This is a genomic window from Enterobacter sp. PI-10, from assembly GCF_027947695.1.
Classification (GTDB): domain Bacteria; phylum Pseudomonadota; class Gammaproteobacteria; order Enterobacterales; family Enterobacteriaceae; genus Enterobacter; species Enterobacter vonholyi.
Window position 1 is genome coordinate 12688 of record NZ_JAJNOG010000012.1, and the last position, 13812, is coordinate 26499.

General features: G+C 57.6%; 11 protein-coding genes. 5 read left to right on the forward strand and 6 right to left on the reverse strand.

Annotated features, from left to right (window positions below; translation table 11 throughout):
* The first annotated feature begins 1 nt into the window (after position 1).
* Complete coding sequence (gldA, locus tag LRM19_RS19635; protein WP_111963968.1) at positions 2-1105, forward strand: bifunctional L-1,2-propanediol dehydrogenase/glycerol dehydrogenase; 1104 nt, start codon at positions 2-4, stop codon at positions 1103-1105.
* Positions 1106-1189: 84 nt separating this feature from the next.
* Here gldA and katG read toward each other — a convergent pair whose 3' ends face one another.
* The 3 genes from katG to argE form a co-directional block, all read right to left on the reverse strand.
* Positions 1190-3370, reverse strand: coding sequence for a catalase/peroxidase HPI (katG, locus tag LRM19_RS19640; protein ID WP_111963967.1), 2181 nt, complete (start codon positions 3368-3370; stop codon positions 1190-1192).
* A gap of 147 nt (positions 3371-3517) precedes the next feature.
* Complete coding sequence (gene metF / locus LRM19_RS19645) at positions 3518-4405, reverse strand: methylenetetrahydrofolate reductase (RefSeq protein WP_023309676.1); 888 nt, start codon at positions 4403-4405, stop codon at positions 3518-3520.
* Between the two features lie 262 nt (positions 4406-4667).
* Positions 4668-5819 (reverse strand): acetylornithine deacetylase, encoded by a 1152-nt coding sequence (argE, locus tag LRM19_RS19650; RefSeq protein ID WP_047653031.1) that lies wholly within the window; start codon positions 5817-5819, stop codon positions 4668-4670.
* A gap of 88 nt (positions 5820-5907) precedes the next feature.
* Between argE and argC the strand changes: the two genes are divergently transcribed.
* The 3 genes from argC to argH all read left to right on the forward strand — a co-directional run bounded on the left by argC (position 5908) and on the right by argH (position 9146).
* Positions 5908-6912 carry an N-acetyl-gamma-glutamyl-phosphate reductase gene (gene argC, locus LRM19_RS19655; RefSeq protein WP_271369672.1) on the forward strand — a complete coding sequence of 335 codons (1005 nt, stop codon included), beginning with the start codon at positions 5908-5910 and terminating at the stop codon, positions 6910-6912.
* A gap of 6 nt (positions 6913-6918) precedes the next feature.
* Entirely contained in the window at positions 6919-7695 is a 777-nt protein-coding gene (argB, locus tag LRM19_RS19660; protein ID WP_090420882.1) for an acetylglutamate kinase, read from the forward strand.
* Positions 7696-7772: 77 nt separating this feature from the next.
* Positions 7773-9146, forward strand: coding sequence for an argininosuccinate lyase (gene argH, locus LRM19_RS19665; protein ID WP_271369673.1), 1374 nt, complete (start codon positions 7773-7775; stop codon positions 9144-9146).
* 55 nt (positions 9147-9201) lie between these two features.
* Here argH and LRM19_RS19670 read toward each other — a convergent pair whose 3' ends face one another.
* On the reverse strand, positions 9202-11634 hold the full coding sequence (locus tag LRM19_RS19670) for a bifunctional aspartate kinase/homoserine dehydrogenase II (RefSeq protein ID WP_115876989.1): 2433 nt from the start codon (positions 11632-11634) through the stop codon (positions 9202-9204).
* 2 nt (positions 11635-11636) lie between these two features.
* Positions 11637-12797, reverse strand: coding sequence for a cystathionine gamma-synthase (metB, locus tag LRM19_RS19675; RefSeq protein ID WP_045909121.1), 1161 nt, complete (start codon positions 12795-12797; stop codon positions 11637-11639).
* Between the two features lie 276 nt (positions 12798-13073).
* Here metB and metJ point away from each other — a divergent pair, with 276 nt between their 5' ends.
* Positions 13074-13391: a met regulon transcriptional regulator MetJ gene (gene metJ, locus LRM19_RS19680; RefSeq protein WP_015966498.1), complete on the forward strand. Its 318-nt coding sequence runs from the start codon at positions 13074-13076 to the stop codon at positions 13389-13391.
* 48 nt (positions 13392-13439) lie between these two features.
* On the opposite strand, the gene rpmE is transcribed toward metJ, so the two are convergent.
* Positions 13440-13652 carry a 50S ribosomal protein L31 gene (rpmE, locus tag LRM19_RS19685; RefSeq protein WP_003862040.1) on the reverse strand — a complete coding sequence of 71 codons (213 nt, stop codon included), beginning with the start codon at positions 13650-13652 and terminating at the stop codon, positions 13440-13442.
* Positions 13653-13812 lie beyond the last annotated feature (160 nt).

Below are 13812 nucleotides of genomic sequence, written 5' to 3' on the forward strand. Positions count from 1 at the left end.
TATGGACCGTATCATTCAATCACCGGGAAAATATATCCAGGGCGCTGATGTGCTTACCCGTCTCGGCGACTATCTGAAACCCCTGGCCAATCGCTGGCTGGTTGTCGGCGATAAATTTGTGCTGGGTTTTGCCGAAGAGACCCTGCGTCAGAGTTTTAAAAATGCGGAACTCTATGCCGAAATAGCGCCATTTGGCGGCGAGTGTTCACAAAATGAAATCGATCGGCTGAAAAAACTGGCCGACGGCGCCGACTGCCTGGCAGTCCTGGGCATCGGCGGCGGTAAAACGCTGGATACCGCCAAAGCGCTGGCTCACTTTATGGACGTGCCCGTCGCCATTGCACCGACTATTGCCTCCACCGATGCGCCGTGCAGCGCCCTTTCCGTTATCTACACCGACAGCGGCGAGTTCGATCGCTACCTGATGCTGCCGCACAACCCGAACATGGTCATTGTGGATACCAAAGTGGTAGCAGGTGCGCCGGCACGTCTGCTGGCCGCCGGGATTGGCGATGCGCTGGCGACCTGGTTTGAAGCACGCGCCTGCTCGCGCAGCGGTGCGACCACCATGGCGGGCGGCAAATGCACGCAGGCTGCACTCGCGCTGGCCGAGCTGTGCTACAACACGCTGATTGAAGAGGGTGAAAAGGCCATGCTTGCAGCGGAACAGCATGTAGTAACACCGGCGCTGGAACGCATTATCGAAGCCAACACCTATCTTAGCGGCGTAGGATTTGAAAGCGGCGGACTGGCGGCGGCACACGCTATTCATAACGGTATGACGGCGGTACCGGACGCGCACCACTTCTATCACGGTGAAAAAGTGGCGTTTGGCACGCTGACGCAGCTGGTGCTGGAAAACGCGCCGGTAGAAGAAATAGAGACCGTCGCGGCGCTTTGCCACAGCGTGGGGCTGCCGATTACGCTGGCACAGCTAAATATTAAAGAAGATATTCCGGCCAAAATGCGGCTGATCGCAGAGGCGTCCTGTGCGGAAGGAGAAACCATCCACAATATGCCTGGCGGCGTGTCGCCGGATCAGGTTTACGCGGCGCTGCTGGTGGCTGACCAGTATGGGCAGCGGTTCCTGCAGGAGTGGGAGTAACTGGCATGAATAAAAATCCCCGCATCGGCGGGGATTTTTTTGCCCGTAGGCCGGGTAAGGCGTAGCCGCCACCCGGCACAAGGGTTACTTCACGTCAAACCGGTCCAGATCCATTACCCTCGCCCATGCTGCAACGAAGTCGCGGACAAACTTCTCGTGTGCATCATCACTGGCATAAACCTCGGCCAGCGCGCGCAGCACGGCGTTTGAACCGAAGACCAGATCGGCGCGGGTGGCGGTATATTTCACTTCACCGCTGGCGCGATCGCTTCCGGCAAACAGCTCATTTGATTCGTCGGTCGCCTTCCACTGGGTATTCATGTCCAGCAGGTTCACGAAGAAATCATTGCTCAGCACGCCTTCGCGGTTGGTGAACACGCCGTTCTTACTGCCATCAAAGTTGGCACCCAGCACGCGCAGGCCGCCGATCAGCACCGTCAGCTCCGGTGCGGTCAGCGTCAGCTGTTGGGCTTTATCAATCAGCAGGGATTCCGTCGTGGACACATCCACCTGAGCACGGTAGTTGCGGAAGCCATCAGCAACCGGTTCGAGCAGGTTAAACATCTCGATATCCGTCTGATCCTGACGCGCATCCACGCGTCCCGGCGTAAACGGAACGTTGACGTAAACGCCCGCCGCTTTTGCGGCCTGCTCAACGCCTACCACGCCCGCCAGCACGATAATGTCGGCCAGAGAGGCTTTGTTGGTGGTGCGCTGGATAGCTTCCAGAGCCGGCAGCGCACGAACCGCTGCGGCGTTCACGTCCCAGTCACGCTGAGGGGCAAGCGCCAGACGCGCACCGTTGGCGCCGCCACGCTTATCGCCACCGCGGAAGGTCGATGCCGACGCCCAGGCCACAGAAACCAGCTCGCTCACGGAGAGGCCAGAGGCCGCAATTTCCGCCTTCAGACTTTCAATGTCCTCTTTGGTCGGATTGAATACCGCCTCCGGCAGCGGGTCCTGCCAGATCAGATCTTCTTTCGGCACTTCCGGGCCGAGGTAACGCGATTTTGGTCCCATATCGCGGTGGGTCAGTTTGAACCACGCGCGCGCGAAGGCTTCGTTAAAGGCCTGCGGGTCGTTCAGGAAACGGCGGGAAATCTTTTCGAATTCCGGGTCAAAACGCAGCGTCAGGTCGGTAACCAGCATCGTCGGCTTACGTTTTTTGGACGGGTCGAACGGGTCAGGCATGATTTCCGGCGCATCCACGGCTTCAAACTGAATCGCACCCGCGGGGCTGCGGGTCTGCACCCATTCGAATTTGAACAGGTTCTCGAAGAAGTAGTTGCTCCACTGGGTCGGGGTTTGTGACCAGATGACTTCCAGACCGGAGGTAATAGCATCAGCGCCCACGCCCGTGCCGAGCGTGCTCGCCCAGCCGAGGCCCTGCGCTTCAATCGGTGAGGCTTCCGGGTCAGTACCCACGTGGGTGGCTTCACCCGCGCCGTGGGTTTTGCCGAGGGTATGGCCGCCTGCAATCAGCGCCACGGTCTCTTCGTCGTTCATACCCATGTTGCCAAAGGTGGCGCGAATCGCTGCCGCCGCTGACAGCGGCTCGCCGCTGGCGTTTGGCCCTTCCGGATTGACGTAGATCAGGCCCATTTCGGTGGCAGCCAGCGGACGCTTCGCCAGCGCTTCCGGGTCACGGTGGGTCAGCCAGGCTTTCTCATCACCCCAGTTCACGTCCAGATCCGGTTCCCAAACGTCTTCACGTCCGGCACCAAAACCAAAGGTGCGGAAACCCGAGTTTTCCAGCGCCACGTTACCCGCGAGGATAAACAGGTCAGCCCAGGAAATTTTTTGTCCGTATTTTTTCTTGATTGGCCACAGCAGACGGCGCGCCTTATCCAGGCTTACGTTATCCGGCCAGGAGTTCAGCGGCGCAAAGCGCTGTTGACCGCGTCCAGCCCCACCGCGCCCGTCAACGGAGCGATAGGTACCCGCGCCGTGCCAGGCCATACGGATAAACAGGCCCGCATAGCTGCCCCAGTCGGCAGGCCACCACGGTTGAGAGTCGGTTAAGAGTGCTTTGAGGTCGCCTTTAAGGGCGGAGTAATCAAGTTTGCTGAATTCTTTGCGGTAGTCGAAGTCTTCACCCAGCGGGTTCGAACGATTGGAATGTTGGTTAAGAAGATCGATGCGGAGTTGTTTTGGCCACCAGTCGCGGCTGCCTGTACCTGCGCCCGCGCTGTGATCGACGCCGCCCTGGTGGAACGGGCATTTGCCGACTGATGCCGCTTTATTGGTCTCGTCTGACGTGCTCATCGCTATGCTCCCTTTTACAGTGTTACCGTTACGATATACACCACTAGCAATAAGTTATAGTTGAATTAATCCACAGATTCGATAGCTGATACCTTTTAACTTTTTGCCCTATTAAAAAGCCCTCAATTTAAGAGGGCTTTTGGTGTTTTACGCGGGGCGAACGCCCAGAGTGTGGCAGATGGCGTAGCTCATTTCCGCACGGTTTAGCGTGTAGAAGTGGAAATCTTTCACTCCTTCACGGCTTAAAATTTTCACCATGTCCATCGCGATATTAGCCCCCACCAGCTTGCGGGTTTCCGGGTCATCGTCCAGCCCTTCGTACATTTTGGACATCCACAGCGGAATGCGGACATTGGTCATATCAGCGAATTTCTTCGCCTGCTTGAAGTTAGAGACCGGCAGAATACCTGGGATAATTTCAACGTCGATGCCCGCGGAGACGCAGCGGTCACGGAAGCGCAGATAGCTTTCGACATCGAAGAAGAACTGGGTAATGGCGCGATTCGCGCCGGCGTCCACTTTACGCTTGAGGTTAAGCAGATCGGCCTGGGCGCTTTTCGCTTCCGGATGCACCTCAGGATAAGCGGCAACGGAGATATCAAAATCAGCCACGTCTTTCAGCAGCGCGACCAGATCGGCGGCATACATGTCCGGCTTACCGCTGCCCGGCGGCAGATCACCGCGCAGTGCGACAATATGACGGATGCCGTTATTCCAGTAATCCTGGGCGATAGCCCGTAACTCGTCGCGGGTCGCGTCGATACAGGTGAGGTGCGGCGCCGCTTCCAGACCGGTACGATCTTTGATGCCTTTGATAATGCTGTGCGTACGATCGCGCTCGCCGGAGTTAGCGCCGTAAGTCACGGAAACGAACTTCGGCTTCAGGCTGCTGAGACGATCGATAGAGCTCCACAGGGTTTGCTCCATTTCACTGGTGCGCGGCGGGAAAAATTCAAAAGAGACGTTAATCTGACCGTTTACTTCGGCCAGGCTCTGATTCAGTGCTTCCCGCTGGTTGGCGTGAAAAAAGCTCATACCTTACCTCTATCAATCACATGTCGTTGTCTGTTGTCTTGTGAACTTCTATACGTTTAGACGTCCAGATGTAAAAATGACGGAAAAGCAGAGGGACGTCAACATAAATAATCAACAATAACGGTGAGGTTTGCTCAGACAAGATGAAGAAAGTTCATGATGGGGAGTGAGACATCCCCTGCCCAGGACCTTACTGCCCTTTGGGTAAAGGGGAAAAGACCGCACCAGGCAGTCTTCTCCCTATGGGGTGTACGGTGCGGTTTTAATGCCAGCAGAAGTGATGCACAACCTGAGTAATCAGTTCGCGGGTTGGCTTGATGAAGCGGGTTTCCAGATATTCATCCGGCTGGTGCGCCTGGTTGATGGAGCCGGGGCCAAGGACCAGCGTAGGGCAAAGCGTCTGAATAAACGGCGCTTCGGTGCAGTAGTTCACCACGTCGGTTTTCTCACCGAGCAGCTTTTCCACCACCTCAACCAGCTGATGGTCCGGCGGGCATTCGTAACCCGGGATCGGCGGATGCAGTTCGGAGACAGTCAGGCGGCCCGGCCAGCGCTCGCTCACCGGGGCCAGCGCCTCATTCAGCAGGCCGTCGAGATCGCTGAGGGTCATACCCGGCAGCGGGCGGATGTCCATATGCAGTTCGCAGCAGGCGCATATACGGTTCGAGGCATCGCCGCCGTGCAGGCTGCCGAGGTTCAGGGTCGGATACGGCACGGTGAACGCGTCATAGTGATAGCGCTCTTTCAGATCGTCGCGCAGGGCCATGATGCGCCCGATGGCGTCATGCATCAGCTCAATGGCGTTCACGCCGCGCGCCGGGTCGCTGGAGTGGCCGGACTGGCCGAGCACGCGCACGGCCGTAGAGATATGGCCTTTGTGCGCGCGAATCGGTTGCAACGACGTCGGCTCGCCGATGATCGCGCAATCCGGGCGAATCGACGTGTTTTCAGAGAAGTAGCGCGCGCCAGCCATGCTGGTTTCTTCATCAGCGGTCGCCAGAATGTAGAGCGGTTTTTTCAGCTTCGTCACGTCCACGTCACGCAGCGCGTCGAGGATAAAGGCGAAGAAGCCTTTCATGTCGGCGGTGCCCAAACCGTAGAGCTTGTTGTCATGCTCGGTCAGGGTGAACGGATCGCGCGTCCAGCGGCCATCGTCAAACGGCACGGTGTCGGTATGACCGGCCAGCAGCAGGCCGCCCGCACCGGTTCCGGTGCTGGCGAGCAGGTTAAATTTGTGGCGGGTTCCGGGAACGGGCTGAACCTCAACGTTAAACCCAAGATCGCTAAACCAACCCGCCAGCAGATTGATTAAAGACTCATTGCTCTGATCCAGCGCTTCTTCCGTTGCGCTGATGGACGGTGTGGCAATCAGGGCGCGGTAGATCTCGATAAATGGCGGTAAGTTCATTTTCATTGTTGACACACCTTAGGTCGTGATAGTATCAATATTCATGCAATAAATGTGAATAAAAATACATTAACGTTGAGCATAAAGGAACCCGATGTTGAATACGCTGATTGTAGGCGCTAGCGGTTATGCGGGCGCAGAGCTTGTAAGCTACGTGAATCGCCATCCACATATGACCATAACCGCTTTGACCGTGTCAGCGCAAAGCAATGATGCAGGAAAGTTAATTTCCGATTTGCATCCGCAGCTTAAGGGCCAGGTCGATCTGCCGCTGCAGCCCATGTCTGACATCAGCGAGTTTACCGACGGCGTCGACGTGGTGTTTTTAGCCACCGCGCACGAGGTCAGCCACGACCTGGCGCCGCAGTTCCTGGCGGCTGGCTGCGTGGTCTTCGACCTCTCCGGCGCGTTCCGCGTTAACGACGGCGCGTTCTACGAAAAATATTACGGTTTCACCCATCAGCATCCGGATCTGCTGGAAAAAGCGGTGTACGGCCTGGCGGAGTGGAGCGCAGACAAACTGAAAGAAGCTGACCTGATTGCCGTTCCGGGCTGCTACCCGACTGCAGCGCAGCTTTCCCTGAAGCCGCTGATCGACGCAGGCCTGCTGGATCTGAGCCAGTGGCCAGTGATCAACGCCACCAGCGGCGTGAGCGGTGCAGGCCGCAAGGCGGCGATCTCCAACAGCTTCTGCGAAGTGAGCCTTCAGCCGTATGGCGTGTTTAATCACCGTCATCACCCTGAAATCACGACGCATCTGGGCGCGGACGTCATTTTCACCCCGCACCTGGGCAGCTTCCCGCGTGGGATCCTCGAAACCATCACCTGCCGCCTGAAACCGGGCGTGACCAAAGAGCAGGTGAACGAGGCCTTCACGCAGGCGTATGCGGACAAACCGCTGGTGCGCCTGTACGACAAAGTCGTGCCGGCGCTGAAAAACGTGGTCGGTCTGCCGTTCTGCGATATCGGCTTTGCCGTTCAGGGTGAGCATCTCATCGTGGTGGCCGCAGAAGATAACTTACTGAAAGGCGCTGCCGCACAGGCAATGCAGTGTGCAAATATTCGTTTCGGTTTCCCGGAAACGCAGGCTCTTATTTAAGGTGTGATGATGAACCCATTAATTATCAAACTCGGTGGTGTACTGCTGGATAGCGAAGAAGCGCTGGAGCGTCTGTTTACCGCGCTGGTGAACTATCGCGAGTCACATCAACGCCCGCTGGTGATTGTACACGGCGGCGGCTGCGTGGTGGATGAGCTGATGAAAGGGCTCAACCTGCCGGTGAAAAAGAAAAACGGCCTGCGCGTGACGCCTGCTGACCAGATTGACATCATTACCGGCGCGCTGGCGGGTACGGCGAACAAAACGCTGCTGGCGTGGGCGAAGAAACACCACATCGCGTCCGTTGGCCTCTATCTGGGCGATGGCGACAGCGTAAAAGTGACCCAGCTCGACGAAGAGCTCGGCCACGTTGGACTGGCGCAGCCTGGTTCGCCTAAGCTGATTAATACGCTGCTGGAAGGGGGTTTCCTGCCGGTGGTGAGCTCAATCGGCGTGACCGAAGAGGGCGAGCTGATGAACGTCAACGCTGACCAGGCAGCAACCGCGCTCGCGGCAACGCTGGGCGCGGATCTGATCCTTCTCTCCGACGTGAGCGGCATTCTGGACGGAAAAGGCCAGCGCATCGCAGAAATGACGGCAGAGAAAGCCGAGCAGCTGATTGCGCAGGGCATCATCACCGACGGCATGATCGTCAAAGTGAACGCCGCGCTGGATGCCGCGCGCACGCTGGGCCGCCCGGTGGATATCGCCTCCTGGCGTCACGCGGAACAACTGCCTGCGCTGTTCAACGGTACGCCGATTGGCACGCGTATTCTGGCGTAATCGATTTAACGTTTTGTAGGCCCGGTAAGCGCAGCGCCACCGGGCAATGAAATTCAAAGATATTAAGGAAGCATGTTATGGCACTTTGGGGTGGGCGTTTTACACAGGCAGCGGATCAGCGGTTCAAACAGTTCAACGACTCTTTGCGCTTCGACTACCGCCTGGCCGAACAGGATATTGTCGGCTCTGTGGCCTGGTCCAAAGCGCTGGTGACGGTGGGCGTACTGACCGCAGACGAACAATTACAGCTGGAAGAAGCGCTGAATAATCTGCTGGAAGAGGTGCGTCTTAACCCGCAGCAGATCCTCGAAAGCGATGCTGAAGATATTCACAGCTGGGTGGAAGGCAAACTTATCGACAAGGTCGGCCAGCTGGGCAAAAAGCTGCACACCGGACGCAGCCGTAACGACCAGGTCGCCACCGATCTGAAGCTATGGTGTAAAGATACCGTTGGCGAACTGCTGGCGGCTAATCGTCAGCTGCAGAGCGCACTGGTGGAGACCGCGCAGAACAACCAGGACGCGGTGATGCCGGGATATACCCACCTGCAGCGCGCCCAGCCGGTGACCTTTGCGCACTGGTGTCTGGCCTACGTCGAGATGCTGGCGCGTGATGAAAGCCGTCTGCATGACACCCTTAAACGTCTGGACGTCAGCCCGCTGGGCAGCGGCGCGCTGGCCGGAACCGCTTACGAAATCGACCGTGAACAGCTGGCAGGCTGGCTGGGCTTTGCCTCCGCCACCCGTAACAGCCTGGACAGCGTGTCTGACCGCGACCACGTGCTGGAGCTGCTCTCCAATGCCTCGATCGGGATGGTGCACCTGTCGCGCTTTGCCGAGGACCTGATCTTCTTTAACTCTGGCGAAGCGGGCTTCGTCGAGCTGTCCGACCGCGTGACCTCAGGCTCATCCCTGATGCCGCAGAAGAAAAACCCGGACGCGCTGGAGCTAATTCGCGGTAAATGTGGCCGCGTGCAGGGCGCGCTGACCGGCATGATGATGACCCTGAAAGGGCTGCCTCTGGCGTATAACAAAGACATGCAGGAAGACAAAGAAGGACTGTTCGACGCGCTCGACACCTGGCTGGACTGTCTGCATATGGGCGCGCTGGTGCTGGACGGCATTCAGGTGAAACGTCCACGGTGCCAGGAAGCGGCGCAGCAGGGCTATGCGAACTCTACCGAGCTGGCGGATTATCTGGTGGCGAAAGGCGTACCTTTCCGTGAAGCGCACCATATTGTGGGTGAAGCGGTAGTGGAAGCTATTCGTCAGGGTAAACCGCTGGAAGATCTGGCGCTGGCCGACCTGCAGAAGTTCAGCGCGGTTATCGGGGATGATGTGTATCCGATTCTTGCGCTGCAGTCTTGCCTGGATAAGCGTGCCGCGAAAGGCGGCGTGTCGCCTAAGCAGGTGGCACAGGCGATAGCGGATGCGAAAAACCGTTTGGTTTAATCTGTCCTGACTGGAGCCCTCTCCCACCGTGCGGGGAGAGGGCCAGGGTGACGAGTTACAGCAGCTTAGCCAGACGGTTGATGTCGGACTGAATTGCTCCAGCGGTAACATCGCGGCCCGCGCCAGGACCGCGGATCACCAGCGGGTTATCGCGGTACCAGCGGCTTTCGATGGCGAAGACGTTATCACACGGCAGCAGCGCCGCCAGAGGATGCTCAGGACGCACCGCCTCGACGCCGACCCGCGCCTTTCCGTTGGCCTCAAAACGCGCCACATAGCGCAGTACCAGCCCCATCTCGTTCGCCGCTTCCAGACGCTGTACCATCTGCTCGTTAAGCTCTTCACCATTTTCAAAGAAATGGTCCACAGAACCTTCTTCACAGCCGGCTGGCACCAGTGATTCGACGCGTACGGAATCCGGTTCGATGTCGTAGCCGGCTTCACGCGCCAGGATTACCAGCTTACGCATCACGTCTTTACCGGAAAGGTCAACGCGCGGATCGGGTTCCGTTAAGCCCTGCTGCCACGCCTGATCCACCAGGTCGGTGAACGGTACGGTGCCGTCAAACTGCAGGAACAGCCAGGAGAGCGTGCCGGAGAAGATACCGCTCAGCGCCAGAATGCTGTCGCCGCTTTCAATCAGGTCACGCACGGTGTGGTTAACCGGCAGGCCCGCGCCCACGGTGGCGTTATACAGCCAGTGACGGCCAGTTTTTTCAAACGCGTCGTGGATCTGACGGTATTTATCGGTGCTGCTCGCCCCCGCCAGCTTGTTGGCGCTGATGACGTGGAAACCGTGGCTGGCGAAATCAAGGTACTGATCGGCAAGCTGTTCGCTGGCGGTAACGTCCAGCACCACCAGATCGTCATACGGGTGCGCGCGCATCCACAGGAACAGCGACTCTTCATCCTGCTCAACCGCTTCATCGTTAAAGAAGGCAAGCGCGCGGCTGGCGTCCAGCCCTTCGTAGTTCAGCAGGCTGCGACGACTGTCTACCACGCCCGCAAGAATAAATTCAAACCCGGTACGCGCCGAGAGCGTCACCTGTTCGCGGGCAAACAGCTCAAGCCAGCGGGAACCGATATTACCTTTCCCGAACAGCACCAGGCCGATGCGTTTTTCCGCGCGGAACAGGGAGGTATGCAGACCCTGAATCAGGCTTTCGGTTGGCCCTTTGCGCAGAACGGCAACCAGGCTGATGCCCTCTTCCGACTGCCAGGTGAACTCCACTGGCTGGCCTTTCAGCTGCTGCCAGAAGCGGTGGCAGTGCAGCGGGTTACGGGTGACGCCCGCGCCCACCATCGCCACCAGAGCCAGCCCCTGACGCAGGCGAAGTTCGCCCGGCAGGCCTGCTTCATCCAGAATTTTCAGCGCGCTGTCCGCCACTTCTGCGGTATAGCAGAACTGCAGCAGCTGGCGGTCATTGTGAACACCCACGGCCAGCGGACGCACCTGAGCACGTTTCAGGATCGTGTCGATCTCTTTATGCGCCAGCTTGAAGTCCTGCCCCGCAGGCACCTGGAACTCAATCAGGCAGATGTCGTCATGACTGGTGACAATACGTGCCCCGGTACCGGACGCCAGCACGCGCTCAATGCGCGTGGAGCCTTGATCCGGGGTGTAACTGCAGCGCAGCTGGAGGTCGATATCGCTGCCGGAAACCGGCTGCAGCGTGCGCGCGTGCAGTACCGGCGCAGCCAGACGCGCCAGTTCACTGGCTTCATCCAGGCGCAGCAGCGGCAGCAGGCAGGCATCCTTAACTTTACGCGGGTCCGCGCTGTAAACACCGGCCACGTCGCTCCAGATGGTGACGCGGGACACGCCCGCCAGGGCACCAATCTGCGTTGCCGAGTAGTCCGATCCGTTACGGCCCAGCAGCACGGTTTCGCCCGCGTTGCTGCGGCTGATAAAGCCGGTGACGACAATACGTTTGCCCGGGTGCTGCACCAGCAGCTGTTGCAGCAGCGGGTAGGACAACCCTTCATCCACCTGCGGCTGCGCGGCGCGTTCGGCGCGCAGGAAATCACGCGCGTCGAGCCAGGCCGCTTCCACGCCCAGGTGTTGCAGCACGGCGGCCATCAGGCGTGCGGACCACACTTCACCGTGGCCCACCACTTCGGCATACACCGCATCGGTAATACCGCTGTCCAGCAGGGCAGCCAGACGCTCAAGGTCATGGGTGAAGGCACCGATCAGCCCGTCCGCCACGTCCGCAGGCAGCAGGCCGGCAATCAGCTCGCTCTGGTAACGACGTAAGGACTGTTGCACCTGATGCGCAGAAAGGCGATCGGTCTGGCTCAGTTTCAGCCAGCTAATCAACTGGTTGGTGGTGCTGCCCGCTGCCGAGACAACCATCATGTCACCCGGCTGTGAATATTCCGTCATGATCCCTGCAACGCGCAGGTAACATTTCACATCAGCAAGACTACTACCACCAAACTTGTGCAGCTGACGACCCTTCGCCCCTGCCTGCGCTATCACACTCATGATTACCCCTTGGCTGCGATCCGGAAGCCATTTTCCAGATCGGCAATTAAATCTTCAGAATCTTCAATGCCGGTTGAGATACGCAGCAGCGTCTCAGAAATCCCGGCGGCGGCACGTGCTTCCGGTGCCATACCTGCGTGCGTCATGGTTGCGGCGTGGGAGATCAAGCTTTCAACCCCACCTAAGGATTCCGCCAGCGTAAACAATGACAGCCCGCTCAGGAAGCGACGCAGCGTTTGCTCGTCACCGTCCAGTTCAAAACTTAACATCGCGCCAAACCCTTTCTGCTGGCGCGCGGCAATCTCGTGCCCCTGATTTTCCGGCAGCGACGGGTGATAAAGCTTTTTCACCAGCGGCTGGGTTTTCAGGAAATCGACAATCGCCTGGGCATTGCGCTGCGCCACGTCCATGCGCGGCGAAAGCGTGCGGATGCCGCGCAACAGCAGATAGCTGTCGAAGGCGCCCGCGGTGACGCCAATGTTATTGGCCCACCATGCCAGTTCGGTGACAACATCCGGATCTTTGGCAATTACCACGCCTGCCACTACGTCAGAATGGCCGTTCAGATATTTAGTGCATGAATGCAATACCAGATCGGCACCCAGTGCGAGTGGGTTCTGAAGGGCCGGACTGAGGAACGTATTATCCACTACACTTATCGCTCCCGCATCCCTTGCGAGCTGACAAATTTTCGCAATATCGACAACGCGCAACAATGGATTGCTTGGACTTTCCACCAGAACCAGCTTTGGTTTCTCTGCCAGAGCCTGTTTCAGCGCCTGTTCGTCGTTTTGATCGACAAACAGCACGCGATAGCAGCCGCGTTTTGCCAGGCTATCAAACAGGCGATAGCTGCCGCCGTAGCAATCGTGTGGGGCAACCAGCAGATCGCCCGGTTTCAGGAACACGGTGGTCACCAGGTGAATGGCGGACATCCCGGTATTGGTTAATACAGCCCCTGCGCCCCCTTCCAGTTCCGCAAGCGCGCGCTGGGTCACGTCACGCGTAGGGTTGCCACGACGCGAGTAATCATGCGCGCGGGGTTCATTAAATCCGGTGAAGTTGTAGGTACTGGAAAGATGAATCGGCGGGACAACGCAGCCGTACTGCTCGTCATCATTTAATCCGCTACGCACTGCAATAGTGGCCTGTTTACGCGTCATGGTGAGGGCTTCCTGGCGAATGAGGTGAAAAGTCAGGCACCAGAGTAAACATTGAAAGTATGGACGTCAATACATCTGGACATCTAAACTTCTTTGCGTATAGATTGAGCAATGCGCAAATAGCCGTTAAAATTATATGCTTTAGTGCACGCTGCAGCGGCAATATCCGTGCCACGGTATCGTCTCTACGGTAAACTAGACAAGATTGCGGTTCAAAACGGGTGGTTACAGGTTTTGCACCTTTAGATAAATGACTGAGAGGATTAAAGGTATCTCATGGCTGAATGGAGCGGCGAATATATCAGCCCATACGCTGAGCACGGTAAGAAGAGTGAGCAAGTAAAGAAAATTACGGTTTCCATTCCTCTGAAGGTGTTGAAGATCCTCACCGATGAACGTACGCGTCGTCAGGTGAACAACCTGCGCCACGCGACCAACAGCGAACTGCTGTGCGAAGCGTTTCTGCATGCGTTTACCGGTCAACCGTTGCCGAACGATGAAGATCTGCGCAAAGAGCGTAGTGATGAAATCCCGGAAGAGGCGAAGGTGATCATGCGTGAACTGGGTATTGACCCGGAGACGTGGGAATACTGAGAAGCGGATACAAAAAAGGCACCTTGCGGTGCCTTTTTTTCGGGAAACTTATTTAGCGCCCGGGATGCTGAAACGCTTGTTGAAGCGGTCAACACGGCCACCGGTTGCAACATCACGCTGCTTACCAGTGTAGAACGGGTGGCATTTGCCGCACACGTCCAGGTTCAGATCGTGACCCACGGTAGAGCGGATCTGGATAGAGTTACCGCAAGAACAGTTTGCAGTAATCATTTCGTATTTCGGGTGAATATCTTTTTTCATGGGAGAACCTCAGTTAAGGCCGCGTCGCTCTTCCAGCCCTAACGCCAGACACCACGCGATGTTGATTGTAAGTTCTTTGGCGTAAAGTACACCAAAGGCGGCGAATCATACAGAATTTGACCAACGTATGCAAACTGATCCGCACGCCGCTTTTACTAAT

Bases quoted from the DNA above. Each gene is read 5' to 3' on its own strand.
- metB (WP_045909121.1), bottom strand. From the start codon at position 12,797: ATGACGCGTAAACAGGCCACTATTGCAGTGCGTAGCGGATTAAATGAT.
- argC (WP_271369672.1), top strand. From the start codon at position 5,908: ATGTTGAATACGCTGATTGTAGGCGCTAGCGGTTATGCGGGCGCAGAG.
- katG (WP_111963967.1), bottom strand. From the start codon at position 3,370: ATGAGCACGTCAGACGAGACCAATAAAGCGGCATCAGTCGGCAAATGC.
- metF (WP_023309676.1), bottom strand. From the start codon at position 4,405: ATGAGCTTTTTTCACGCCAACCAGCGGGAAGCACTGAATCAGAGCCTG.
- rpmE (WP_003862040.1), bottom strand. From the start codon at position 13,652: ATGAAAAAAGATATTCACCCGAAATACGAAATGATTACTGCAAACTGT.
- argB (WP_090420882.1), top strand. From the start codon at position 6,919: ATGATGAACCCATTAATTATCAAACTCGGTGGTGTACTGCTGGATAGC.
- gldA (WP_111963968.1), top strand. From the start codon at position 2: ATGGACCGTATCATTCAATCACCGGGAAAATATATCCAGGGCGCTGAT.
- metJ (WP_015966498.1), top strand. From the start codon at position 13,074: ATGGCTGAATGGAGCGGCGAATATATCAGCCCATACGCTGAGCACGGT.
- LRM19_RS19670 (WP_115876989.1), bottom strand. From the start codon at position 11,634: ATGAGTGTGATAGCGCAGGCAGGGGCGAAGGGTCGTCAGCTGCACAAG.
- argE (WP_047653031.1), bottom strand. From the start codon at position 5,819: ATGAAAATGAACTTACCGCCATTTATCGAGATCTACCGCGCCCTGATT.
- argH (WP_271369673.1), top strand. From the start codon at position 7,773: ATGGCACTTTGGGGTGGGCGTTTTACACAGGCAGCGGATCAGCGGTTC.